Genomic DNA, 24,388 nt, shown 5'->3' on the forward strand with positions numbered 1-24,388 from the left:
CGTGTGCCCCGAGAGGGAACCTGACTTCGGTTCCCGCCTCCTGTCCTGCATCGGAATCCCCATTTTGGAGCTCACTTCACCATGTCATCGACACACTCATCTGTTCGCCGCGAGAATCTGCGCGCCGACTGCAATAACTGTTTCGCCTTGTGCTGCACGGCCTTCGGGTTCTCGCGATCGGTAGATTTTGCCGAGGACAAGCCGGCGGGTTCTCCGTGCCGGCACCTCGGCTCGAATTTCTCCTGCACCGTCCACGAAGGACTTCGACCCCGGGGGTTCCGCGGCTGCACGGTCTTCGACTGCTTCGGCGCGGGACAGGTTGTGTCGCAGCAGTTGTTCTCCGGCGTCAGCTGGCGCGAGCGTCCTGATGCGCAGCAATACATGTTCTCCGCCTTCAAGATCGTCAAACAGTTGCACGAGATGCTGTGGTACTTGTTCGAGGCGCAGGAACGCACCTATGACCCGGACGCTGCGCACGAAGCTCGCGAACTCGCATCCACCATTGCCGCACTGATCCGCGGCGGACAGGCCGAACTGTTCTCGACTGACATCGGCGCATTACATTCTGTGGTCAGGGCAGTGCTGATGGAGATCAGTGCGGAAGTTCGGGCTTCCTACTTTGCCGAAGTTGATCAGTTGGACTCGATCATCGCCGCCGGAGTGGACCTTGCCGGATCGGACCTGCGCGCACACAGGTTGTGTGGGGCCGATCTGCGAGGGGCCTGCTTGATCGCCGTGGATCTGAGGGGAAGTGACCTCACAGCGGTAGACCTGCTCGGGGCGGATCTGCGTGATGCCAGGCTGGACGGCGCGGATCTTTCGGCCGCGTTGTTCGTCACCCAGCCTCAGGTGAACGCAGCCAGAGGTAACGACGACACACGTTTGCCCGACGGTGTTGCAGCCCCGCCGCATTGGCTTGTTCGCTAGCGTTCCTGCGGCCGGGGAGAACACCTAGCTCGCAGCGGTCGAAGCGTTGCGGGTGGCGAGTTGCGCGAAGGCGCGGGTCAGTTCTACTGGGCCGATGACATCGATGTCGGTGTCGAATCGGTTGAGGGAGGCTGCCAGGGCCACCCAGGACCATGATCCGGCTTCGAGGCTGCACCGGTCGGGGCCAAGGTCTTCGACGAAGCCGTCCCCGGCAAAGGGAAGAACGTAGCTGGCCGGCCGATGGAGAATGACCTTGCCGTGGCATGGCCATGTGTTGATGTGCTCTGAGCCTTTGAAGCGTGCGGACACGTATTCGGTGACGTCGCCGCCGGGGATCTCCCGCGGCGCGAACCGGGGGCCGTTCGGGGTCCGCGGGGTGATGCGATCGGCGCGGAAGATTCGCCATTCGTCTCTCTCGAGATCCCACGCGACGAGGTACCAGCGACGATTGGAGGTCACGAGATGATGCGGCTCCACCCGGCGTGGGGGCGCTGGTTCGCCGTTATCGGTTGAACTGTCGGCCGGGCGGTCGCTCGCATAATCGAAACGGAGCACTTCGAGAGCGCGGATCGCTGTGGACATCGCAACGAGTACCTCCGGTGACACGGAGTCGGACGCCGTGTCACCGGGCCCGGCCGAAATCGCCGTGAATGCGAGAGCGTCGAGTCGATGGCGCAGACGCGACGGCATCACTTGCCGCACGGTGGTCAGAGCACGAACTGCACCCTCTTCGATTCCGACGCCGGTCATGGTCGCCGTCTGCAGGGCAACAGCCAACGCGATGACTTGATCGTCGTCGAACAGGAGGGGAGGCAGCTCACTACCCGCATCGAGTCGGTATCCGCCGTCCGGGCCCATGGTTGCCGCAATGTTGTAGCCCATTTCCCGCAGCCGGTCGATGTCGCGGCGGACCGTGCGATGACTGACGTCGAGCCGCTCGGAGAGTAGGGCGCCTGGCCAGTCACGCCTGGTCTGCAACAGGGACAGCAGATTCAAGAGCCGGGACGTGGTCGCCATCTCACGAGATTAGTTCGAGTCTAGGACAAAAACCGTCCTAGACGCCTGTGAGAGTGGCAGTCGTCAAGAAGAAAGCCGGACAGCGTTCTTACTAGGAGCAGGCATGAGCATCAAGACAACGACCCACCTCAACTTTCGCGGCGACGCCCGAGCAGCCCTGGAGTTCTACCAGTCCGTCTTCGGTGGCCAGGTCACAATTGCAACCTACGGCGACTTCGGGATGCCCAAAGACGTGCCCGGCGCGGAGAACGTCGTCTTCGGCCAGGTCGAAACCACAGACGGATTTTGCGTGATGGCGTACGACATCCCCGGGCAGTCGGGCGGCTCGGCGGGAAATGCCGGCTCGACGCACCGCGAGAACGGCACCACGATCACCGAACAGCCGTTCTTCGTCTCCGTTCGCGGTGAGACCATCGAAGAGGTGCAGAATTACTGGGCCAAGCTCTCAGCCGGTGCATCCATCATCGAGGGGCTTGCCGCGGCAGTGTGGAGTCCCGGTTTCGGCATGCTCACCGATGCTTTCGGGGTGACCTGGATCCTCGACGTCTCCGCCGCGGAAAGCCCGGCGTAGTCACTCCTCGTGCTTCAGAGTGGGATCGGAGGGAGTGGTTCGATGTCGTAAGTGCGCGGTCCGAACAAGCTCAAAGCTCGATCGCGGATGGACGGAAGTGCTTCTGAGAGACTGTCGCCGAGTCGGTGGAGAGAGTTGAGTGAGCGTGATTCCCAGACTGGGAACTCCCCGTCGGTGCCGCGCGATGTTGTATCCCACAGCAGAGCGTCGCCGTTCTCGCTCAATCCGAATACGTGCAGCGAGGCGGGGAGCGACCAATCGCCGTCGGGTTCGACCATCCAATCGAACTCCTCGCTGTGGCCCTCTCGGTAGACGGAATGGAGGTTCGCGGTGAGATACCCTGCGCGCCCTTGCCAGCCATCGGCAAATCCGGGATGCACGGGCGGGTAGATGAGCCAGAGTCCGAAGGACCGCGCCCAACCTGCATGCCGGATATATGCACGATATGAAGCGGGGAAGCCGTCCCCATCCGGGAAACGAAAGGAATCCAAAACGGCGAAATCAATGTGTCCGAGCGTTGGTTGGCCGTCCACCGTCAATCCATGTGTGAGCACGTCCTCGACACTAACAATCCCGTCGCGATTCGAGGCTTCCCCTGCGGTCTCGTCGTCGGTAACTTTCTGAAGAAGAGGAATCAAATGGATCTGGACTGTTCATCTTCGGTTGCTGAAATCTGAATAACCTGCCGACCGCTGCATTCGCCGGTGGCTTCGGTGTAAATGTGGCTGGTGGTCGACATGCCGTTCGGAATCCGTACTCGTAAGACGGCTTCGGCCCCCACCTCGGTGCGAGACGGGGGCAGAAGCGAAATCCGAATCAGCCAGTGACACCGGTCAATTCGTTCGGGGTGTGATCGAGGGTGGTTTCGGTCAGGATGCTGCCGTCTTCGAGATCGACGGCGATCAGCTTCTTCGACGCGGGGTCGGTGACGTAGGCCGTGTGGTCCAGTGTGAAGAGGGTGGGCCTGGGCTCCTGCCATTCGGTGGGTTCGGTCCACTCGCCGATGACGGCAATCTTCTTGGTCACTGCGCCGGTGTTCGGGTCGATGACGTGGATAGCGCCGTCGGTCCCGAGAACAAGTGCCTCGCCGTGCGGTCCGCGACCGAGTGATCGGAAGGTGTAACTGGTCCCGAGATCAACGAGCTTCAGTTCCGATGTACTGGTATTGGTGAGTGAGATCCGCTGTGGTCGTTCGAGTTCGGCGTCCGGATCTGTTTTGTAGTCACCGAGTACGATCTCGGAGTCTTCGGAGCCGGCCTGGTTTCCGATGCGTCCGTATGGATCCGGGCTCTGGACCTTGGTGATCGCGCCGTTCTTGTACACGAGCAGGCCGTCCTGGCAGCCCAGCACGATCGTTTCATCTGCTGCGACTGCCTCGCCGTGAACGCCCGGGCACTGCTCGTTGCGCATTACCTCTTTGCGATCGGCGTCGAGTACTGCAATTCCGTTGCGAGACTCGGAGTTTCCGATGGTGGTCAACAGGCTTCCATCGGCGAGTGCGACAGCCACCCCGTGATGCGCCTGCGGGGTTGTGTACGTCTCGACGCGCGGCTGCCGCTTGGCCAGCTGAACTGGATCGAATATTTCGACCAGGCCGGATCCGTCGTTGAAGAGGACAGTTTTTCCGGCATGTCGCACAACGTGTCCGGGCTCGTTGGCCGCGAACTCGACATCTGACATCGCGGGATCGGCTGTGTAGTAATGGGAATGGTCACCGTGGGCCGAGGACCATGTACCGGTGTCGAGAACCTTGAACGCTTCGCCGGCGGAGATCATGACGTGCCGACCGTCGCCGGCCGGGTTGAGTCGTGTGAAGCCGTCGATATCGGTTTCGCCGACGACGTCGAGGGAGGTTGCATCCAGTACCAGGACGCCGCCGTCGTAGGAGATGGCGAGACGTGGTGTTGCCGAAGCCTGTTCGTTCGGTGCCGACGACGCGGCGGTGGTTGTTGCCTCCGCCGCGTCCGTGGTGTCAGAGGAACATCCTGTGACGAGGGCGAGTGAGAGGCCCACTGATGTGGCAAGAGTGAGGCGCCGCGATACGCGGGTGTTGAGGTGCATGGGTATAGATCTACTGCTTAATGTAAATGATTGTCAAAGTCGCGTATGCGAATATTCGCATGTCAGGGCAACTTCGTCACGAGTAGTCAGAGCGCTCGAGGATGCGTGAGGCGATCACTCCCAGTACTAGTCCCCAGAATGCGCCACCGATATTGAACAGTTCGACGTCGGAGATAGTCACGAGGAACGCGATCAACGCGCCGAAGGTGAATCGCGAACCGAATGCAGTGACGAAGGCGCCTTGCAGTGCCTTCAGCATTGCCAATCCGCCCAGTGTCACGATGAACGCAGCGGGCGTGCCCAGCATCATCGACACGAAGGTCGGGGCAAAAAGGCCGAAGACAACCGCGAGCACGCCGCAGAAAATGCCGGCGGTGTACTGCCTTGTTCGTTCGCCGGACGCTGACAAGAGAGCGTTGGTGGGCCCGGTCAGGCAGGTTGATACGCATCCCACCGCCGCGTTGACGAGTGAGAACACGCCACACGCAATCGTTGCGCTGCCGATCGGCGGTTGATGGCCGGCCGCTCGGAGGACGGCGATCCCTTGGCCGTTCTGCACAACAACCACGGTGATTGCCAGCGGCACAACAAGTTCGATCATGGCCTGCCATGCCCATGTCGGTGCGGACAGCACCGGATGCGCAAACCACTCGTGATCGCCACCGGTAGGGGTGAACCGTCCGGTAGCGAGAATGACCACCACCCCGACAATCAACGCACCGAGAACGGGAGGGATGTACCTCCCCAGTTTTGCGAAGGCGCTGAGTACAACAAAGGTGACGATCATCGGCATTGCAATGGCGGCGTCGTGGGCGGGCGCCTCTACCAGGTCGGTACCGAAATGAAGGAAAACACCTGCCACCATTGCCATGACGATGGGCATGGGGAGTGCGTTCATGATCGGCGTGATCCATCCGGTCAGTCCCAGTAGCAAGATCAGAGCGCCCGTTGCAAAGAATGCTCCGATCGCCTGCTCCCACGGAAGGTGCTGCAGGGACGCTCCGACGACGACGGTTCCGGGAATGGTCCAGAAGAACGCAAGTGGTTGCCGGTACAGCCAGGACGCGGTGATCGTCAGGATTCCGTTGACGAAGAAGGCGCCGAAAATCCAAGAGGCCAACTGTGATTGGCTCAGACCACCGGCCAAACCGGCAGCAAGTATGACGGCTACCGGGCCGGTGGCGGAGAAGACGATACCGATAACAGCGTTTGCGCCGTATGTTCCGCCGAAGTCTCGCAAGACGCGCCGAGGGCTGTGGAGGGGGTGGGGTAGCGGTTCGGTGATGACACGGGTGGGTGCAATTGTCGAGGTATTCGACATGTTCAGGTCTCCTGGTGGGGATCGCCAAGTTCGCGTTCACGAAAGAGCGCCGCGAGTTCACTGCGAGAGCGCAGTCCGAGTTTCGCGTACGCACGAGTGAGGTGATACTGGATTGTCTTGACAGAGAGGAACAATTCGCCCGCAGCTTCCTTGTTGGACTTGCCGGCGGCGACAAGATCGGCAACGGCTCGCTCTTGGGGGGTCAGGTCGGTGATCCCCTTGTCCAGGCGTGAAAGGTTCAGCCCGCCCGCGCGCAGTTCCCGCTCACAACGCTCGACGTACGTCGCTGCGCCTAGCGCGTAGTAGAGCTCGCGGGCGTCCCTCAGTACGACGTCTGCCTCGGCGCGTTTGCCGGCTCTTCGAAGCGTTTGGCCGTAGGCAAAATTGATTCGGGCGCGGTCGTAGGGGAGCGGCAGGTCTTCGAGATTGAGAAGCGCGTTGTCGAAACAGTTTCTGGCTGCGACGAGTTCGCTTCTGGCTCCATGGATTCGGCCACGAACATATCCAAGACGTGCCGTGGCAGAACGGTGCCCGCGAATGCGTGCTGTCTCCTCGTGTGGCTGTAAGAATGCGTCGGCGTCGTCGACCCGTCCGACCATGACCAGCGCATTTGCATAGAGGTCGACCCACGGCCAGAACCCGGGTTCGTCGAGCCACTGTTGTGCTGTGCTCGAGGTCAGGGGTGCCAGCGCTGCCAGTACATCGGTGTAGTCGGCCGCAGCTTCGGAGAATTGTGCCCGGGCGAGAAGTGCAGGCACGTACATGATTTCGTAGGAATGTGCACCAACATGCGCGCGGCGCACATGATGACGGGCCAGGTCCCAGTTCCCGCGAAGCGCGTGTATTTGTGCTCCGGACCAATGAACCAACGGTCGGACGATGTCGATCTCGAAACGGTCGACTTGGGCGGCGGCACCGTCGATTGTCGACAGTGCGTCGTCCCACGAGCCCAAGGCGAACTGTGTGCGGGCAAGCCAGGCCTGCGCCCACAGCGAGATACGTGCCGAGCCGCTGGAAAATTCAGTGGAGACAGCACTTTCGAGATCGCGCCGAGCCGCCTCGGGGTGATCCACTGCCAGTTCGAGCCAACCGCGGCCCATCTGGAATCGCTGAGCTTGAGCGCCGGGCCGGATGCGGTCCGACAGTTCTTCATAGGCCGCGAGTGCCTGTTCGGTGCGTCCGGTGGCACCGAGTCCGAGGCCTTTGATTGCCTCGGACTCCACCGCGGCAGGATCCGACGGTCCGACCAATTCGACTGCGCGGTCGACCCACTCGACCAGAGCTGTGCCGTCGAGTCGTGCTAGGGAATGCAGGACCATTCGCTGGGCGATCATTGCCGCGACTGCAGGATCGAGATCCGCAGGGCAACTATTCCAGGCGTGAGCCAGTAAGTCGGCAGCTTCGCTGGGGCGTCCCCGGTGAATCGCAAGGTAACCGAGGACTGCGTCCCGCAGCGGTCCGCGGGCAATACTCTCGATTTCGGGAACGAAGTCCATGGCGTGCGGAATGTCGCCCGCACCGGTCAGTGCGTCAATTCCCCTCAGCAGCCGGTTCTCGTGGTCTTTCCTGCTGGTGGTGAGACGGCTGGCGGTGACCATGGCGTCGGCCACCTCCGACCACGCGCCGTCAGCTGCTCGGAGTTCCGCGTAGGCAACCAATTCTGTGGCAAGCGCTTCGTCGTGTGTGGTGGCGGCAGCGGCCAGATGAAACAACCGCTCTCCGTCGCTCCAAGCAATCTCGGCTGCGCGACGATGCAGTTGGTGCAGCTGGGCAGGTCCCAAGCTGGCACTCACGGCAGCCGCAACCATCTTTGCTCGCACGGATACTTCGGTGCTGCCGCGCTGTTCATGGACGGTGAGTAGACCGCGGGCAAAGGCGTCGTCCAGCGCGCCGACGATGTCGTCGACGTCGGCCAATTGGGCGAGGTGGGACAACGTCGTGCTGCGTCCGAGGATCGCGGCGGCTTCGACCAACGTGCGTGCTCCGTCGGAGCACTGCGCAAGTGTGCCCGCGATCGACGCTGCGCGATGGCGGGGAACAGGCAGGGTGCGGTGCCACTGCGTCCAGTACGTCGGCGGCAATTCGTCGAGAAGCGAGACGACGTCGAGTGTGTTGCCCGCTGTGAATTCCTGAAGTTGGAGCGCGACGCCGGAACTGAGATCAATTCCGTTGCGAACCCGAGCGATGTCGACGATGGTAGCGGCGTCGAGGGCGCTGATGTGCAGTCGCCGCGACCAGTGAAGTTCGAGAATGCGCCGGACCTCGGCGTTGATGTGTGGTGATTCTTCGACGACAAGCACAACCAACAACTGCACGCCCCGGCCTCGATGAAGTGCAGAGGTTAACGCCTGAAGCGAGCCGACGTCACTGTGATGGGCATCGTCGACGATAACCATGGTCAATTGGTCGGCGCTGTCGAGAATCTTCTTGGCAACGGCGACGGGATCGTGGCCCGACACCGGATGCTCGAGTAGCTGTGCGACCACCCCGAACGGAGTCTGAGACTCCCACTCCAATCCGCGGGCGGATCGAAGTGTGTGCTGCGCCGAGATTTCGGCGAACCGGTTGACCAGAGTCGACTTGCCGCTGCCCACATCGCCCTCCACGAGAACGAGGGACGGAGTGCGTGCCTTCGCGGCGGCCAGTGCCTGGCCGAGAACGGTCAGTTCGCGTTCTCGGCCTACCAGCACGTCACGAAGTGTCACCTGACTACCGTAACGCCGGGCTCACCGCGGGATCCGTTTTCCGACCGGACTTCTGCCGCCGGAACTGCGGTGGTATCGAGATCTGGAGCCTGCTTGGGTACGAAGAAGGTCACGATGGAGCCCAGCACGGCGATGCCGGCGAACACGTAGAACGCGGATTCGGAACTGATACCGGCGCTGATCAAGCTTCCGCCGATCAGCGGGCCGAAGATGCCGCCGAGACGGCCGAAGCCTGCGCACCACGCGACGCCCGCCGCTCGGGCCGCCGTCGAATAGTAGTTGGAGACAAAGCCGTAGATGAGCACCTGAGTACCGATGGTGCCGACACCGGCGATCGCAACAGATGCGAGAAGGACGGGTAGTGGGAAGCCGAACGTGAACAGCAGGAGTGCTAGTGCAGCCAAACCGAAAGTGGTTGCGACAACCCGCTGCGGCCCGGTGATGTCGGCGATGCGCGACGCCAGTAGGCCGCCGATGATCGCGCCGCCGTTGAGGACCAGTAGGAACGAGAGTGAGTCCTTGGCGTTGTATCCCGCATTCTCCATGATCTTGGGCAACCAGGTGTTCAGCCCATAGGTCAGAAGTAGTCCGGCAAAACTCATGAGTCCCAGTAGTGCTGTGCCCCAGACATATTGCTTGCTGGCCAGGGCCCGGAACCCGACTCGTTCCGCTGGCTGATCGGTGGTGCGAGTTGCATTGACGGGCAGAGGAATTCCGGTTCTCGTGGAAATTGCCCGAGCTTCGTCGCCCCGACCGCGGGCTACAAGCCACGCGGGAGATTCGGGAAGTTTGAACCAGGCAAGCGGGAACAGGATGACCAACGGAAGAGCGCCGATGAGAAAGAGTCCCCGCCAACCGATGGAATCGCGCAGAAGGATTGCCAGGATCGACGCCATGACACCGCCGGCCGGGACGCCGCTGTACACGATGGCGTTGAACAGATTTCGACGCCCTGGCGGTGCGAACTCGGCGATCATTGCTCCGGCAGTGGCAACCAGTCCGCCGACGCCGATACCGGTGAAGAATCGCAGGAGGCCGAAAGTGGTGATGCTGGTTGCGAACGCCGCCAGCGCCATGCCGACCGAGAACCAGACAATGTTGATCAGCATCATCTTTCGGCGACCGAAGTGGTCACCAATCGCGCCGCAGGTCAACGCACCTACCATGACCCCGACGAGGGCGTACGAGCCCAATGCGCCGGCCTGAGAGGCAGAGAGCACTCCGATATGGCCGGGATCGTCCATCAGAACCGGCAGAATCGTGCCGTATACGACGAGGTCGTATCCGTCGAACAGGATGGCTATGGCGGCGATGGTGACTACCCACAGCACGGAGGAGCGATGGCGGGCGCTGGCCCAGGAACCGCGTTCGATCGAGGACATGGCAAATCTCCGTTCGAGAGATCAGGAATTAGGGTGACTCGCTCAGCCGAGGTCGCCGCCGGCAACGGGAAGGACCGTTCCGGTGACGTACGACGCCTCATCGGAGGCAAGGAAGGTAATGGCCGCAGTTTGTTCGTCGAGGGTGCCGTAACGCTTGAGTAGTGACGAGTCGACGGTCTGGTCGACGATCTGCTGGTACCAGAGTTTCTCTTCGTCGGTCTGTGCACCGGGGCCGCGGGCTACGACGCGAGGTGGCGCTTCTGTTCCACCGGGAGCTGTTGCCACGACGCGAATTCCGTACTGCGCGACTTCCATCGCCAGTGCCGCGGTGATGGCGCCGACTCCGCCCTTGGCCGCTGCGTAGGGAACACGGTTGACGCCCCGGGTAGCGACCGAGGAGACGTTGACGATGGTTCCGCTCGCCCGTTCGATCAAGTGGGGTAGCACTGCTCGGCACGTCCACAGGGTGGGGAACAACGAACGTGTGACCTCGGCGTGGATCTGCTCCGGGGTGTAATGCTCGTAGGGTTTTGCCCAGATTGTGCCGCCGACATTGTTGACCAGCACGTCGATGCGTCCGAAGTGCTCCAACGCGGAATCTATTGCGTGTTGCGCACCTTCGAAGCTCTCGAGATCCGCAGTTACCGAATGGGAACGATCCAACGGTGCCGCAATCTCGTGGACCAGCTCTGCGCGGTCCACGAGAACGACGGAACCACCTTCGGCGGAGATTCTTTCGGCGACGCTGCGCCCGATCCCCTGGGCGGCCCCTGTCACCACCACCACACGATCATCGAAGCGTCCGGCGAACACACGTGGGCTCATTGAGCTGCGCTCATGCGGTTGTCGGCCATCGCCCGCCGCATCGTGGACTTGGCGTGCTTACTGTGGGCCACGATCAGATCGCGGGCAGCAGCCCTGTTGTTCTCTTCGAATGCTCGCACTATGCCGAGGTGGTCGTCTACCACATGTTCGTCGACCCAATCCGCAGTTCGCAGTTCACGATTCATCAGCTCCGTGACTTCGAGCCGATGATAAGCCTGCAAGAGAACGTCGTTGCCAGTGCACCGGAACAGGAAATCGTGAAACAGTGCGTTTGTTTTCGTGAAAGCTGCTGCGTCGGTGAACCGGTCGCGGCTGATCGACAGGGCGGAACTCTCGGCCAGGATTCGGTATTCGATCAACTGGGCCGTTGTGAGTCGGCCGATCGTGAGCTCCATGGCACCGAGTTCGAGTGACATTCGGGCATCGAACTGCGCATCCGATTCGGCGACAGGTGGGTGCTCCTCGCCGATTTCGTAAGTACCGACATCGGCAGCGGTGACCGGTGCCGAAACTACGGGAAGTCCCATGCAGACAGCAGCTTTGGCGGCGCGGTCGGTATCGGTGGCCTGCGGCACGGTCACGGCCGGGGTTGCCGCGCTGTTGAACTTCTCGAAGTAGAAGTTCGTGGGTGTGATCGACACGTCCTTGAAGTGCTGGCGTACGGCTTCGACCATCGGTGGTGGGCCGCACAGGTAGACGTCGACGTCTCCGGCGTCGAGATGATGCGGCTCGATCAAACTCGTGACGTACCCCTTGTTCGGTGCTGTGCTGCCGGGATCGGAGACACAGTAGTCGAAGGTGAACTGCGGCAACGATCCTGCGTACGCGCGCAGCTTTTCCAGTTCGACCAGATCGAGGTCGGAGTTCACGCCGTAGATCAGGTGGACGGGTCGCGTCATACCGTCGGTCTGCATTTTCGCCAGGATCGAAAGCAGTGGAGCCACACCGGTTCCACCGGCGAGCAGCAGTGCGCGTCGCTGTCCGCTACGCAGGAAGAAACTACCCATCGGGCCGGCCAATTCCAATGTGTCACCGACCTGCGCTCGCTGACTGAGATAGTCGGACATCAGACCGCCCGGCGTGATCTTGACCAGGAATGATGCGGACTCGACGTCGGGTCCGGTGCTGAACGAGTACGAGCGTGTTGCTTCGGTTCCCGGAACGAGGATGTTCACGTACTGACCGGGGAGGAAGATCAGGTCCGCGCGGTTCTCCACCGAGACGGTGAAGCCGATAGTCGAATCCGAGTGACGAACGATCTCGGTGATGGTGGACATGTGCGAACCCGCGGCGGTCTTGGCCACCGCTGATGTGGTGGGGATCTGCAGTACGAGATCGGATTCCGGCACCATCTGGCAGGGCAGGCAGTATCCCTGCTCGGCTTCGTCGTCCGTGAGCGCCTCGTCGATGTAGTCGCCGGCGTCGAAAGTGCCTGATTCGCAGAGCGATTTGCAGGTGCCGCAGGCCCCGTCGCGGCAGTCGAGGGGGATGTTGATTCGGGCGCGATAGGAGGCGTCTGCGACGGTCTCGTCGGTGTTGCATTCGACGAAGCGCGTGATGCCGTCCTCGAAACTCAGTGCTACTTGAAAGGTCATGGGAAACAGCTCGATTCGATCGTGAGAGTCAGAAGTGATAGATGTCGACAACATGATGGATGTAGTCGTTCTTGAGGACTACCTTCTTCTTCAGAATCAACGGCTGCTCGCCCGCGAAGTCGATTGTGTAGTGCGAGGTGCCGAAGTAGGTGTCGACGGTGTTGTAGCGGAAGTACAGCGTGAACCAGTTGAAGCGCACGTCTACTACCGAACCACGTGCCTCGACGATTTCGACGTTGGTGATGTTGTGACCGGTGCGTGGCTCGGGAAGGCTTGTCGCGCTGGAACGATCGGTTCGGATACGGAAAATGCGATCTTCGATGCCGCCCCGGTTGGGGTAGTAGATCAAGGAGATCTCGGTCTGCGGATCGGTGGTCAGTTCCCCGTCGTCAGCCCAGGCCGGCATCCAGAACTCGGAATCGGGGTGGTAGCACTCGATCCACTTCTCGAACTCACGATCGTCGAGGTAGCGGGACTCGCGGTAGAGGAACTGTTCGATGGCGTGCTGGGTGACGGTGGTGTCGGTGGCAGTAGTCATGATCGAGTTCCTCATCTCGTCCGAGCGGAATCGGTGCGCTGGGCGCCGGCTTCTTCGGCATCGACCGCGGCGATCATGGCGTCGCGCCAGTAGCCGTGCTGAATCGGGTACAGGCCTTCGTCTTCGGTCTTGGCTCCGCTGGAGAGAACGCGATCCATGCCCAGATCCTTGGCGACGTCGTTGGGTCCGGAAACCTGGTGCGTCACACCACGGCTCAGGTCGTTCCAGGGCGCTCCGGCTGCCTGATAGGTCTTCTGGCAGGACCGGAACTCTTCGAGATCGTCCGGGGTGGCCATGCCGCTGGCATTGAAGAAGTCCTCGTACTGACGGATGCGGTTGCTTCGGGCTGCGGCACTTTCGCCCTTGGGTGCGATGCAGTAGATGGTGACTTCGGTCTGGTCCACGGAGATCGGACGGAAGTGCCGGATCTGACTGCTGAACTGATCCATGAGATAGACGTTCGGATAGAGGCAGAGGTTCCTTGAAGCACCGACCATGAATTCGGCCTTCTTGGTACCGAACTGAGCTTCCAGCTCCGCTTTGCGCTCGAACAGTGGGCGGTCTTCGGGATTGCCCCACCACATCCACAGAAGGAGGTGTCCGTAGTCGTAGGAGAAGTATCCGCCGCCCTGCTTGCCCCAGGTGCCGGCGTCCATGGCCTTGGTTTCATTGGATGACTCTCCGGCAGTGCGGCGGGCCGTGGTGGCGGCGTAGTTCCAGTGCGTCGAGGAGACGTGGTAGCCGTCAGCGCCGTTCTCGGTCTGCAACTTCCAGTTGCCGTCGTACGTGTAGGTGGAGACGCCGCGCAGCACTTCGAGTCCGTCGGGTGACTGATCGACGATCATGTCGATCACCTTCGTGGTGTCGCCGAGATGTTCTTCGAGGGGCAGGACGTCGGGATTGAGGCTGCCGAAGAGGAACCCTCGATAATTTTCGAACCGTGCGACCTTCGTCAAGTCGTGCGAGCCGTCCTTGTTGAACTGTTCCGGGTAGCCGCCGGACCGAGCATCCTTGGCCTTGAGGAGCTTTCCGCTGTTGTTGAAAGTCCAGCCGTGGAACGGACAGGTGAAAGTGGTTCGGTTGTCTGTCTTGCGGCGGCAGAGCATCGCGCCCCGGTGGCTGCAGGCATTGATCAGTGCGCCGAGTTCGCCATCCTTGTTTCGAGTGATGACGATGGGCTGACGGCCCATGTAGGTGGTGAAGTAGTCACCGACGTTGGGGATCTGGCTTTCATGTGCAAGATAGATCCAGTTGCCCTCGAAGATGTGAGTCATTTCGAGTTCGAAAAGTTGCTCATCGGTAAATACGCTGCGGCGCACTTGATAGCGGCCGGTGTCCGGGTCCTCGACGAGAGCGTCGTCGAGGACGGCGCGCATATTCGCGTATTTGTCTGTGCTCTGAGCAGCGTCCAACATATCTGTCATGGGAAACCTCCAGCTCGAGTAGGCGACCAGCTGCGACTACCGAGGGCTGTCGGTATCTGCTTGGGGCCTGCTTTCCGGACGGGGCTGCGTCCGGTACTGGATTTACCTTGACATTCTGTGTCTCAGGTCACACTAGGCAAAAGCCTAGTCCTGACCCAGGGCATGGTGTTCGCGAACGTGGCGGCGCCGCTAGGGCGGACTCGTCACCGCGAGTCCGCCCTAGCGGCGGCGGGAGTTACCGGTTCTTGAAGAACGAGACGTCGTCGTTGCCGATGAGGTCAGGAACCGTCCAGCCGTCGAGATCGTATTCACTCAGGCACTGTTCGGCCAGACCCTTCATGGAGCTGGCGTGCCCACGATTCTGCGCGGCGAAGAGGAGTTCCGCCTTGACGTTCTCGTGGTTCCCTGAGTAGTTCCGCTCGTACAGCTCGTGTCGGCCGCCGAATTCGGTACCGATCGAATCCCACAGAGCCTTCATGACTTTAACCCGGTCGACGGCTGTGATTCCGTCGGAGCCGCGAACGTACTTGTCGAGGTACGGACGCACGTCCGGGCTCTTGAAGTCGAGTGAGCTCGACGGCAGGTAGATCAGGCCTGATGCCACGTCCTGCTCGATGATTTCCTTGATCCGCGGGTATCCCTGGATCATGAACATCCGATAGGTGAGGCCGTATTCGAGCTTCGGGATCACCGAATCGCCGACCCACTGCTCGGGGTCGCGTGCCATCGATTCGGTCAAGGACCAGAAGAGGTTTCGCCAGCCGATTACTTCACCGACACGAGTCTGGACTCCGCGGAAGCCGCCTGCACCGGTGGCTTCGAGTGCCTTCATCAACAGGCCGGCGATGAAGTCGAGTTTCACGGCCAGGCGCGTGCAGCCCTGAAAGGTGAAGCGCGGCAGGAATCCCGACTGAGGGAAGAAAGCGTTGATCCGGTCGACGTCGCCGTACATGAAGACGTTCTCCCACGGCACCAGTACCTTGTCGAAGACGAAGATGGTGTCGTTCTCGTCCATCCGGCTCGACAGTGGGTAGTCGAACGGACTGCCCATCACCGCAGCATGTTCGGTGTACGAGGTACGGCAGATCAGCTTCACGCCCGGTGCGTCCATCGGCACCGTGCAGATCAACGCGAACTGCTTCTTCTTGATCGGTAGGCCGTAGTGAGCGATGAAGTTGTAGTTGGTGATCGCCGATCCGGTGGCGACCACCTTGGCGCCACTGACGATCAAGCCGGCATCGGTTTCCTTCTCCACCTTCATGAAGACGTCGCCGACCTCGTCCGGCGGAAGTTGGCGATCTACAGGGGGGTTGATGATCGCATGGTTCCAGTACAGGACTTTCTCCTGCGATTCGCGGTACCAGCGCTCGGCATTGTCCTGGAACGGTGCGTACAACTCCTTGTTGGCGTGGAGGGTTCCGAGGAAACTCGCCTTGTAGTCGGGGGAGCGACCCATCCAGCCGTAGGTCATACGAGCCCACGTCGCGATGGCGTCGCGCTCCTTGAGTAGATCAGCCGACGACGTCGGGGTGCGGAAGAACGGCATGGTGACACCGCCGTTGCCCGTGTCGGTCGGAACAGTCAGAGCGTCCACATGCTCGCCGGTGTGCAGAGCGTCGTACAGCCTTGCGGTCATACGGATCGGATTCCGGAAAGCAGGATGCGTCGTGACGTCCTTGACGCGGTCACCGTGCAACCAGATCTCGCGACCGTCCTGCAGGCTCGAGATGTACTCGTCGCCGGTCATCGGCCGGGTGGCGAAGTTCTTCGTGCGGTTGGCTTCGCAATCAGCGGCCGGATTGACTTGTGGCGCTCCGGAATCTGCGGGGTCGACGCCGGTGGGAGGAATTTCGGTGGTCGTCATGGCAAAGCCTTTCAGATCGTTTGGGGTGCGGGCTGAAGATGAATCGGAGTGAATGAGGTGGTGGCGTCGAACCACCCGCTGTGGGGGTCATCCTGGCTGCCGTTCCAGACTGTGGTCGACGAGGTGGCACCTAGATCGTGAAAGGTGCTTCGGTAGAACAGAAGTGGATCTTTGCCGCTGGACTGAGCGTCGACGATCTCGCCGATGAAGATGATGTGGTCGCCGCCGTCGTACTCCTTCCACGGTTTGCACGAGATTGTTGCGGCGGCGCCGTCGAGTAGTGGCGCGGTAGGTCCGTCGATCCATCGGGGTTCTGTGCGCTGCGGTCGGCCGGCAAAATGCATGGCCGTGTCCACTTGGTCGGCAGCAAGGATGTTCACGGCAAACGGCGCGTTGCCGAGGTAGCCGCATGCCTTGGACTTTCGAGTCATCGTGATCTGGCACAGGCGCGGTTCCAGGGAGATTGCCGTGAATGCTGTGACCGTCGCTCCATGCGGTTGACCGTCGGCGTTGGTGCAGGTGATGACGGTGACGCCGCTGGCAAATTGGCCGAAGATGCCTCGAAGCTGATTTTGTTCCATGACCGGACCTCCTTGTCGGATGGCTGGTGAGTGAGAGTGCCGCGAAGTGCGGGAGGCGGAAGTTGCAGACGACTCGCGCCGGGAATGAAGACGAACGTACGGCGAGCGCGGCCTTCGGTCGATCCGTACAGCGCGGTGTCTATCCGGATTGCGCACCCGATAACAGCTCGCGTCCGATTTTCCTTGGAAGTGACCGGGGACACAGTGTTCAATGATGTCCAGCGCCCATGCTTGGCAATGTGGCTGGTCACGGGTTTGGAAGGTGAAGAAGGACGATGGTCGATTCCATGATCGGTACAGCTCCGCTGGACTGGGACGAGGCATGTCATGCGGTGTCGGACGCCTATTTTCCGCACACTCTGACGCCGTTGTCCCGGCACGCGGCCAGTGGTGTCGGGGTGTGCACCGCCGAGTTGGGTCCGTTGCGGATCGCTCACATTCGGTGGGGCGCAGACGTCGCAGTCGAATCTGATCATCCCGGTGCCTACGGGGTGAACATCCCGCTCTCGGGCGAGCTCGAGTCGGTGTTCGCGGGCTCGCACGTGCTCTCGACGCAGGGCGTGGCGACGGTGTGTCCGCCCGACATCACGACAAAAATCACGCGTTGGAGTGCGGACTGCGAGATCGTCGGAGTACGGATGGACCGCGAATACCTCGACCGCGAGATGGAGAAGGTGCTCGGCCGGCCTGGAATGCACTTGCCCGATCAAGTGGATCTTCGCGGGGACGACGGGGCCAGGTGGCTGAACTTTGTTCGCTCACTGTCGGATCAGATACTCGGCCCGGTCGGAGTGCTGCACAACGAACTGGTGGCAGGTCAGCTCTCCGGCGCTGTGGTCACAGCGTTTGTCCTTGCTGCGATGCCCGAAAACGAGGATGTGGTGCGACATGCCAGGCCACGCATCGTCAAGCGGGTGCTCGACGAGATGCATGACGACCCGGCTCGCGTGTGGACCGCAGCGGAGATGGCCGAAGTGGCGGGCGTCAGTGTGCGGAGATTGCAGGAAGGATTTCGGCAGTATGTGGGCCGGAGCCCCTCGGAGTGCCTGCTCGACATCCGTCTCGAGCGAGTCCACGCAGATCTGCGCGATGCCGACGACTCTACGACGGTCACGGATGTCGCTGTGAGATGGGGTTTTACGCACACCGGGCGATTCGCATCGTCGTTCCGACGCAAGTACGGTCTGCTTCCTTCTGAAGTGTTGAGAAACTAGCTCCGGTATCCCATGTCGGCGCTGAGTTGATTCGCCTTCTCCACGAGGAAAGGTGCGACGTCGGCGCGGAAGGCTTCCGGGGTTGTTCGTCCCGCCGAGGTTGAACACGCGGTCACGCCCACAACGCTTCCGCCGGCATCGCGGACGGGGGCGGCGAGGGAGATCAAACCGTCTTCGAGTTCCTCGGAGGTGAGTGCGTAGCCCTGTTCGCGCACCACACGAAGTGCGGTGTGGAATGCGCCTTCGTCGGTGATCGTGGTGGGCGTCAGGGCGTCGAACGTGGAGTGTGCGATGACGTTGTCGACGATGTCGGTTGGCGCCCAAGCGAGCAGGGCGCGGCCCATGGAGGTGGCATAGGCAGGCACGCGGGTGCCGACGCTGACGTTGATGCTCATGATCCGGCGGACGGGTACACGCGCGGCGTAGACCACGTCCACGCCGTCCAGCACGCCGAGCGACGCGGATTCGTGGGTGTGTTCCGCGATCTCCAGCAGACGGGGGAGAGCCGCCTCCGTCAGGGCATGTGACGCGGAGAAGTGCTGCCCGATGCTCAGAACGCGAGGGGTGAGCGACCACCGACTGTTGTTGCCGATGACGTATCCGAGCTTCTGCAAGGTGAGGAGGATGCGCCGGACGGCGGGGCGGGAGAGTCCCGTTTCGGCGGCAAGATCGGCGAGCGACGGGTTGGGATTCTTCTCGTCGAACGCCATCAACACGGCGAATCCGCGCTCGATGCTCTGGATGTAATCGCGATCGTTCTCGGTCACGGGATGGCCCTTCAGCTGCGGATATATCGACCTAGTGTGCCCGAAGGTTGACAAGATCTGTGATTGGGCGCACAGTACAAGCGTACGCACAGCGTAACAGATGTACGCACAGCGTACAACCAGACTTGGGAAGCCGACTCAGCCCAGCAGTACGGCGCCCACCCGGTAACAGCCATACACGGCCCCGAGGAGGACCACATGACCACTTCCGAGAGCCCCACCGCAGTAGGTTCGGGCACTGCCGCCACCGACAAGTTCCTGCAGGAGCGCGTCAGTGCGGACACCCCGCCCGAGCGCGTCTCGGCGATCGCCAAGGACGTCCTCGAGGCACTTGCCGGCGTCATCGACAAGCACGGCGTCACGTACCCCGAGTATCGGGTGCTCAAGCAGTGGCTGATCGACATCGGCCAGTTCGGTGAATGGCCACTGTGGCTGGACGTCTTCCTCGAGCACAACGTCGAAGAGGTTGCGTACCGTGGACAGAGCGGTACGAAGGGCAGCATCGAGGGTCCGTACTACGTGGCCGACGCCAAGGCATTGCCGGCTAAATGCGAACTTCCCATGCGTGACAACGAGGTTGGATCGAAGCTGGTCTTCGAGGGCCAGGTTCGCGACCTCGACGGCAAGGGCCTGGACGGTGCAACTGTCGAGCTGTGGCATGCGGACGACGAGGGGTACTACTCCCACTTCGCGCCGCACATCCCCGACGGCAATCTGCGCGGAACGATCGCGACCGACGGTGAAGGACGTTTCGAGATCACCACGATTCAGCCTGCGCCGTACCAGATTCCGACCGACGGACCCACCGGCTGGTTCATCGAGAAGGCCGGCTGGCACCCGTGGCGTCCCGCGCACCTGCACCTCATGGTGAAGGCTCCCGGAAAGCGCACGATCACCACCCAGCTGTACTTCTCGGGCGGTGAGTGGATCGAGGACGACGTCGCAACGGCCACGAAGCCCGAACTGATTCTCGACCCGAAGCCCGGCGCAGACGGAACGAACCGAGTCACGTACGACTTCGTGCTCGATCCGGCCTGATTCGCAACTGACCACGAGAAAGTGATCTGATGACAGACCTGTCGATCGTCTCCATCGAGACGACCATCCTCGACGTTCCTCTGGTTCGCCCCCACAAATTCGCCACCACGTCGATGACAGCGCAGCCGTTGTTGCTGGTCGCGATTCGCACCTCCGACGGAGTGATCGGATACGGCGAAGGTGTCGTTCCGGGGGGCCCGTGGTGGGGCGGTGAATCGGTGGAGACGATGCAGGTCATCATCGAGAAGTACATCGCACCGGTGGTGGTCGGCAGGCGCGTCGACCACATCACCGCGATCATGGCCGGCATCGAAAAAGTTGTTGCCAATGCACGATTCGCGAAGGCAGCCGTCGACGTGGCGTTGCATGACGCCTGGGCCCGTAGCCTGGGCGTGCCGGTGCACACGCTGCTCGGCGGAGCCTTCCGCGAAAGCGTCGACGTCACATGGGCACTGGGCGCGGCGCCGGCGGCAGAGATCATCGAGGAAGCTCACGAAAAGCTCGAAGCCCGACTCAATTTCAGCTTCAAACTGAAGATGGGCGCGCTCGATCCTGCCGTCGATGTTGCGCGCATCGTCGAGATCGCGCAGGCGCTCGACGGTCATGCCGGTGTCCGCGTCGACGTCAACGCGCGGTGGGATCGCTTCACCGCGCTGCGGTACCTGCCGCAACTCGCCGAGGGCGGCGTCGAGTTGATCGAACAGCCCACTCCGGCAGACCAAATCGAGGTCCTCGCCGAACTCAGTAGGCTGCTGCCGATTCCGATCATGGCTGACGAGAGCGTGCAGACCCCGCACGACGCTCTGGAAATCGCGCGTCGGAGCGCTGCCGATGTCATCGCCCTCAAGACCACCAAATGCGGTGGCCTCCAGCGCAGTCGCGACATCGTCGCGATCGCCAAGGCTGCGGGTATCGCATGCCACGGTGCGACGTCCATCGAAGGGCCGATCGGCACAGCGGCTTCGTTGCACTTCGCCTGCGCCGAACCCGGAATCAACTTCGGAACAGAGCTTTTCGGACCGTTGCTCTTCAGTGAAGAATTGCTCCAGGAACCCCTGAAGTATTCCGAAGGTCAGTTGCACCTTCCGTCCGGGCCTGGCCTGGGAGTCGAACTGAACATGGACGCCGTCAAGACCTGGACCAGGAACTAGAGGAACAAAAGAACATGGCACTTTTTCACGTACGGATGGACGTCGATATTCCACGCGATCTGGACCCGGTGGTGCGCGCGGAGACCGTAGCAACGGAGAAGGCGTACTCGCAGGACCTTCAGCGCCGTGGCAAGTGGGTGCATTTGTGGCGAATCGTGGGTCAGTTCAGCAACATCAGCATTTTCGATGTCGAGTCGGCTGACGAACTGCACGAGATTCTGTGGAATCTGCCTCTGTTTCCGTACATGAGCATCGAAGTCATGCCGTTGACGCAACACGGATCTTCGATCAAGTAGCCGGTCATGCCTGCGTAGTCGCCGAGAGCGGTTGATTCGCGTACGCCGCGATCTCGCCGACCTGATCGATGGGCGCGTCGGGCGATGGGACGCTGATCCGACCTGTCTGGACTCGACCTGAGGAGGAGTCCAGACAGCGCGTGTCAGAAGTTGATAACGCCGCGGAGGTTACGGCCGGAATGCATGTCCGCGAAGCCCTCGTTGATCTGATCGAGGGAGTAGCGGTTGGTGATCAACCCGTCGAGGTTGAGCTTTCCGCTCGTGTAGAGATCGATCATCCACGGGATGTCGGCAGTGGGGTTGGAGGCGCCGAAGAGCGATCCCTGAATTCTCTTCTGGTAGAGCGTAAGTTCCATCAGGCTCACGGGAATTCCGATGTCCGTCATCTTGCCCAGTCCGGTGACCACACAGGTGCCGGCCTTACGGATGGATGAGAAGGCCTGTGCCACATGGTCTCCAGTGGTTACGCCGACCGTGACGATCGCGGAGTCGGCGCCCTGGCCGTTGGTGAAGGACCGAGCGATGTCGGTTGCTTCTTCCATCGTGGACACTGCGTGTGTGGCACCGAATTTCAGGGAGCTCGTGCGCTTGAATTCGACTGGATCCACCGCGATGATGTGTGCCGCGCCGGCGTGCGCGGCGCCTTGAACCGCATTGATTCCGATGCCGCCGACGCCCATGACGATCACGGTCTGGCCCGGGTACACCTGGGCGGAGTTGACGGCTGCGCCCCAACCGGTGCCGACGCCGCAGCCCAGCAGACACAGCGTCTCGAGCGGGAGGTGCTTGTCCACCTTGACGGCGGAGAGCGTGCTGACCGTGGTGTATTCGCTGAAGGTGGAAAGGCCGCAGGTCTGTGAAACCGGCTCGCCGTCCAACGACATGCGGTAGCTTTCGGCGTCGCCGGGACGACCACCCGTCATGATTGCTGCGCCGTTGTCGCACAGGTTCTGAATTCCGCTTGCACACCAACGGCATCGGCCACAGGCGGCAAGGAAGGAGAAGATGACGTGGTCGCCTTCGGTCCATCCCTCGGTGTTCGGGCCGACCTCCACCACAATGCCCGCGCCTTCGTGGCCACCGCAGATGGGGTAGCGGCCCACTGCATGATCGCCGCTGGCGATGTGGTCGTCGGAATGGCACAGGCCGGAGGCAACCATTTTGACGGTCAGTTCATTGGTGCGGGGTGAATCGAGTTCGAGGTCGACGACCTCGTACTTGCCGGGCGCTTGACGGATGACGGCTCCGCGAGTTCTCAAGGGTGCTCCTGAGTTAGACGTGTTCGATTCATTGACGAGTGTTGTGTACCGCGCAATTGGAGTGCGGTACGTGATGTGTCTCGTTGATCGGACGGAGCGCGATTCTGGGAGCGGTTCACACGGTAGGTGTTACAGCCGTTCGGGTTCAGACGGTCCCCGGCTGACGAGCGCCAGTTGAAGCTCTGTCAGTAGTCGTGTGTCCGGTTCGTCGAGCGAGATTCCCATGATCTGTTCAGCGCGACGGACGCGGTACCGCAACGTGTTGGGGTGCACTTTCAGCAAGGCCGCAGCTTTTTTCACATCACCGAACGCAGCGAGGTAGCTCGTGAGTGTGAACTGCATGTCCGAGGAGTTCTTGTCGTCGTAAGACAACAATCGATCCACCCTGGGATCGCGCAGTCGGTCGTGATCCCCGATCAGGTCGAGGATTTCGCCGAGTAACACTGCGGTGCGGGAGGCAGCCAGAGTAGTGACGCGGGAGGGCGTGTCGCCGGGAGCATCGAGTACCCGGTCGACTTCTCTGCGGGCCTCCGGCACCCCGGACAGCCGGGGAATCATCACCGCGACTGCAGCCCGCGCGACGATATCCGACGAACTCTCCAGATAGTGAACTGTGTCGGAGGCCCAGTCGCTGATCAGCGATTCGCCTTCTGCATGAGGGAAGAGCACGTAGATCCGGTCGACTATCGCCGTGGTGACGGCGTCACGTCGGAAAGCGCTGGCGTGCAGGCGCAGTGAGTTCGTCATCCGCCGCAACTCGGCCGGGGTCTGCTCGGTGGTCGCAAATCCCACCACAGCGGCCGGTCCGTCGAGGGACAGCGAGAGTGAATCCGCTAGGGAAGTGATATCGACGCCGCCGCCCAGGGCGCCGAACAGTCGCTGGATCTGGGCGCTCTCCCGGCGAGACGCGTCGAGAATCCGGATCACGATGCGTGAGGCCACTTCTGCTGCGCCGCGAAGCACCTCGTCGGAACCGTCGTGAAGTGGTGTTCCCGCAGTCTGGACCCAGATGGTTCCGAGATGCTGCTGGTGCACGCCGGAGGTAGCGACGCTTGTGCCGCGGCGCCGAATGCTGACGGCCAGCCGGTGTGCGGCGCCGAACTCCGGCGCGGCCGGGATGTCGATGATCTCGTCCGAGCGTCGTAGATGTTCGAACGTGCCTCGCTTCTGCAGCCATTCGCTGTAGCCGCTCGGCCATTCGCGGCCGAGCACCGACCGTTGGTGCAGTTCGTCCTCATTCTCGTGTCCAGTGGAATGGGCAAGGATGTGCTGGGCATTGTCGTTGATCGTGACCAAGCCGCCGGTCAGTTCGGCGACGGTCTCGGAGAGCGCGAACAAGTCGGAATCGCCAGTGGGGTCAAGCCCAGAACCTTGAGGGGCAGTACGACGGCGGTACGTGTTCTTGATGAGCAACTGCTGTATCAGCGAGTAGATGTGACCGGAGCTGGCCTTCGGGTGAACGGACGCGAGTGCAATTCCCGACTTTTCCGCGGCTGCCCGCAATGCGCCTTCGTTGCCGGCATTCTTGACGAGCACCAGCTTCGGCTTGTGCGGATGGTGCTCCGACGCGACCAGCCACTCGATCACCGAATCAATCGGAACTCCGACCGGCAGATACACGTCGGACAGTGCGCCCGGGGGTTCCGAGCCGTCGACGTCGGAGTCCTCGAGGAGTGTCATCGATCGAATTTCGACATCGAGCCCACCCGGACTGACGAGTAATTCGATAACGGAACTGTCGAAAGAGGTGATGAGCGTGCCGATGGTGGTTGCAGGGGTGGTTCCGCTGATTCGGTTGTCTGCGGACTTCTGCTCGGCAATGGTGGCGGGTGCTGTTTGCACGGCGTGCTCC

Annotated in this window: 21 protein-coding genes; 6 read left to right on the forward strand and 15 right to left on the reverse strand. The window is 61.6% G+C overall.

Annotation, left to right across the window (positions count from 1 at the left end):
* The first annotated feature begins 81 nt into the window (after window positions 1–81).
* Window positions 82–927, forward strand: a complete 846-nt coding sequence (locus V2B23_RS05735; RefSeq protein ID WP_430949468.1) for a pentapeptide repeat-containing protein — start codon at window positions 82–84, stop codon at window positions 925–927.
* 24 nt (window positions 928–951) lie between these two features.
* On the opposite strand, the gene V2B23_RS05740 is transcribed toward V2B23_RS05735, so the two are convergent.
* The gene (locus tag V2B23_RS05740; protein WP_430949469.1) at window positions 952–1,944 is read right to left on the reverse strand and encodes a helix-turn-helix transcriptional regulator; all 993 of its coding nucleotides are present in this window, start codon (window positions 1,942–1,944) and stop codon (window positions 952–954) included.
* Window positions 1,945–2,047: 103 nt separating this feature from the next.
* Here V2B23_RS05740 and V2B23_RS05745 point away from each other — a divergent pair, with 103 nt between their 5' ends.
* Window positions 2,048–2,515 carry a VOC family protein gene (locus tag V2B23_RS05745; protein WP_430949470.1) on the forward strand — a complete coding sequence of 156 codons (468 nt, stop codon included), beginning with the start codon at window positions 2,048–2,050 and terminating at the stop codon, window positions 2,513–2,515.
* Between the two features lie 14 nt (window positions 2,516–2,529).
* On the opposite strand, the gene V2B23_RS05750 is transcribed toward V2B23_RS05745, so the two are convergent.
* From V2B23_RS05750 to V2B23_RS05800, 11 genes are all read right to left on the reverse strand, one after another.
* Window positions 2,530–3,069: a hypothetical protein gene (locus tag V2B23_RS05750; RefSeq protein ID WP_430949471.1), complete on the reverse strand. Its 540-nt coding sequence runs from the start codon at window positions 3,067–3,069 to the stop codon at window positions 2,530–2,532.
* Window positions 3,070–3,331: 262 nt separating this feature from the next.
* Entirely contained in the window at window positions 3,332–4,576 is a 1,245-nt protein-coding gene (aztD, locus tag V2B23_RS05755) for a zinc metallochaperone AztD (RefSeq protein ID WP_317818947.1), read from the reverse strand.
* Between the two features lie 76 nt (window positions 4,577–4,652).
* Window positions 4,653–5,897, reverse strand: a complete 1,245-nt coding sequence (locus tag V2B23_RS05760) for a benzoate/H(+) symporter BenE family transporter (protein WP_430949472.1) — start codon at window positions 5,895–5,897, stop codon at window positions 4,653–4,655.
* Window positions 5,898–5,899: 2 nt separating this feature from the next.
* Complete coding sequence (locus tag V2B23_RS05765; RefSeq protein ID WP_430949473.1) at window positions 5,900–8,602, reverse strand: LuxR C-terminal-related transcriptional regulator; 2,703 nt, start codon at window positions 8,600–8,602, stop codon at window positions 5,900–5,902.
* Window positions 8,599–9,984, reverse strand: a complete 1,386-nt coding sequence (locus V2B23_RS05770) for an MFS transporter (RefSeq protein WP_430949474.1) — start codon at window positions 9,982–9,984, stop codon at window positions 8,599–8,601. Before V2B23_RS05770 ends, V2B23_RS05765 begins: the two co-directional genes overlap by 4 nt.
* Window positions 9,985–10,026: 42 nt before the next feature.
* Entirely contained in the window at window positions 10,027–10,809 is a 783-nt protein-coding gene (locus V2B23_RS05775; RefSeq protein ID WP_430949475.1) for a 1,6-dihydroxycyclohexa-2,4-diene-1-carboxylate dehydrogenase, read from the reverse strand.
* On the reverse strand, window positions 10,806–12,404 hold the full coding sequence (benC, locus tag V2B23_RS05780) for a benzoate 1,2-dioxygenase electron transfer component BenC (protein ID WP_430949476.1): 1,599 nt from the start codon (window positions 12,402–12,404) through the stop codon (window positions 10,806–10,808). The genes V2B23_RS05775 and benC overlap by 4 nt, the downstream gene beginning before the upstream one ends.
* 28 nt (window positions 12,405–12,432) lie before the next feature.
* A complete protein-coding gene (benB, locus tag V2B23_RS05785) occupies window positions 12,433–12,942 on the reverse strand; it encodes a benzoate 1,2-dioxygenase small subunit (protein ID WP_430949477.1) in 510 nt (169 codons plus the stop codon).
* Between the two features lie 11 nt (window positions 12,943–12,953).
* The gene (gene benA / locus V2B23_RS05790) at window positions 12,954–14,366 is read right to left on the reverse strand and encodes a benzoate 1,2-dioxygenase large subunit (RefSeq protein WP_430949478.1); all 1,413 of its coding nucleotides are present in this window, start codon (window positions 14,364–14,366) and stop codon (window positions 12,954–12,956) included.
* 235 nt (window positions 14,367–14,601) lie between these two features.
* Window positions 14,602–16,230: a 4-hydroxyphenylacetate 3-hydroxylase family protein gene (locus V2B23_RS05795; protein WP_003939685.1), complete on the reverse strand. Its 1,629-nt coding sequence runs from the start codon at window positions 16,228–16,230 to the stop codon at window positions 14,602–14,604.
* Between the two features lie 11 nt (window positions 16,231–16,241).
* Window positions 16,242–16,811, reverse strand: coding sequence for a flavin reductase family protein (locus V2B23_RS05800; protein ID WP_430949479.1), 570 nt, complete (start codon window positions 16,809–16,811; stop codon window positions 16,242–16,244).
* Between the two features lie 275 nt (window positions 16,812–17,086).
* On the opposite strand from V2B23_RS05800, the gene V2B23_RS05805 reads away from it, so the two are divergent.
* Window positions 17,087–18,025: an AraC family transcriptional regulator gene (locus V2B23_RS05805; protein WP_430949480.1), complete on the forward strand. Its 939-nt coding sequence runs from the start codon at window positions 17,087–17,089 to the stop codon at window positions 18,023–18,025.
* Here the strand turns inward: V2B23_RS05805 and V2B23_RS05810 are convergent.
* Window positions 18,022–18,792: an IclR family transcriptional regulator gene (locus V2B23_RS05810; RefSeq protein ID WP_430949481.1), complete on the reverse strand. Its 771-nt coding sequence runs from the start codon at window positions 18,790–18,792 to the stop codon at window positions 18,022–18,024. The two genes, V2B23_RS05805 and V2B23_RS05810, sit on opposite strands and share 4 nt — an antisense overlap.
* 198 nt (window positions 18,793–18,990) lie before the next feature.
* Between V2B23_RS05810 and catA the strand changes: the two genes are divergently transcribed.
* From catA to catC, 3 genes are read left to right on the forward strand one after another with little or no spacing between them, the layout of a single operon-like run.
* The gene (gene catA, locus V2B23_RS05815) at window positions 18,991–19,830 is read left to right on the forward strand and encodes a catechol 1,2-dioxygenase (protein WP_430949482.1); all 840 of its coding nucleotides are present in this window, start codon (window positions 18,991–18,993) and stop codon (window positions 19,828–19,830) included.
* 29 nt (window positions 19,831–19,859) lie between these two features.
* Window positions 19,860–20,981: a muconate/chloromuconate family cycloisomerase gene (locus V2B23_RS05820; protein WP_430949483.1), complete on the forward strand. Its 1,122-nt coding sequence runs from the start codon at window positions 19,860–19,862 to the stop codon at window positions 20,979–20,981.
* 14 nt (window positions 20,982–20,995) lie between these two features.
* Window positions 20,996–21,277 (forward strand): muconolactone Delta-isomerase, encoded by a 282-nt coding sequence (catC, locus tag V2B23_RS05825; protein WP_430949484.1) that lies wholly within the window; start codon window positions 20,996–20,998, stop codon window positions 21,275–21,277.
* A gap of 143 nt (window positions 21,278–21,420) precedes the next feature.
* On the opposite strand, the gene V2B23_RS05830 is transcribed toward catC, so the two are convergent.
* Both V2B23_RS05830 and V2B23_RS05835 read right to left on the reverse strand, forming a co-directional pair.
* The gene (locus tag V2B23_RS05830) at window positions 21,421–22,536 is read right to left on the reverse strand and encodes an NDMA-dependent alcohol dehydrogenase (protein ID WP_430949485.1); all 1,116 of its coding nucleotides are present in this window, start codon (window positions 22,534–22,536) and stop codon (window positions 21,421–21,423) included.
* Between the two features lie 129 nt (window positions 22,537–22,665).
* Window positions 22,666–24,378 carry a PucR family transcriptional regulator gene (locus V2B23_RS05835; RefSeq protein ID WP_430949486.1) on the reverse strand — a complete coding sequence of 571 codons (1,713 nt, stop codon included), beginning with the start codon at window positions 24,376–24,378 and terminating at the stop codon, window positions 22,666–22,668.
* Window positions 24,379–24,388: the final 10 nt, after the last annotated feature.

It is taken from the genome of Rhodococcus sp. 24CO, assembly GCF_050586165.1.
GTDB lineage: Bacteria > Actinomycetota > Actinomycetes > Mycobacteriales > Mycobacteriaceae > Rhodococcus_F.

Coding starts and splice junctions, on each gene's coding strand:
- V2B23_RS05735 (WP_430949468.1), top strand. CDS start 82: ATGTCATCGACACACTCATCTGTTCGCCGCGAGAATCTGCGCGCCGAC.
- V2B23_RS05740 (WP_430949469.1), bottom strand. CDS start 1,944: ATGGCGACCACGTCCCGGCTCTTGAATCTGCTGTCCCTGTTGCAGACC.
- V2B23_RS05745 (WP_430949470.1), top strand. CDS start 2,048: ATGAGCATCAAGACAACGACCCACCTCAACTTTCGCGGCGACGCCCGA.
- aztD (WP_317818947.1), bottom strand. CDS start 4,576: ATGCACCTCAACACCCGCGTATCGCGGCGCCTCACTCTTGCCACATCA.
- V2B23_RS05760 (WP_430949472.1), bottom strand. CDS start 5,897: ATGTCGAATACCTCGACAATTGCACCCACCCGTGTCATCACCGAACCG.
- V2B23_RS05770 (WP_430949474.1), bottom strand. CDS start 9,984: ATGTCCTCGATCGAACGCGGTTCCTGGGCCAGCGCCCGCCATCGCTCC.
- V2B23_RS05775 (WP_430949475.1), bottom strand. CDS start 10,809: ATGAGCCCACGTGTGTTCGCCGGACGCTTCGATGATCGTGTGGTGGTG.
- benC (WP_430949476.1), bottom strand. CDS start 12,404: ATGACCTTTCAAGTAGCACTGAGTTTCGAGGACGGCATCACGCGCTTC.
- benB (WP_430949477.1), bottom strand. CDS start 12,942: ATGACTACTGCCACCGACACCACCGTCACCCAGCACGCCATCGAACAG.
- benA (WP_430949478.1), bottom strand. CDS start 14,366: ATGACAGATATGTTGGACGCTGCTCAGAGCACAGACAAATACGCGAAT.
- V2B23_RS05795 (WP_003939685.1), bottom strand. CDS start 16,230: ATGACGACCACCGAAATTCCTCCCACCGGCGTCGACCCCGCAGATTCC.
- V2B23_RS05800 (WP_430949479.1), bottom strand. CDS start 16,811: ATGGAACAAAATCAGCTTCGAGGCATCTTCGGCCAATTTGCCAGCGGC.
- V2B23_RS05805 (WP_430949480.1), top strand. CDS start 17,087: ATGGTCGATTCCATGATCGGTACAGCTCCGCTGGACTGGGACGAGGCA.
- catA (WP_430949482.1), top strand. CDS start 18,991: ATGACCACTTCCGAGAGCCCCACCGCAGTAGGTTCGGGCACTGCCGCC.
- V2B23_RS05820 (WP_430949483.1), top strand. CDS start 19,860: ATGACAGACCTGTCGATCGTCTCCATCGAGACGACCATCCTCGACGTT.
- catC (WP_430949484.1), top strand. CDS start 20,996: ATGGCACTTTTTCACGTACGGATGGACGTCGATATTCCACGCGATCTG.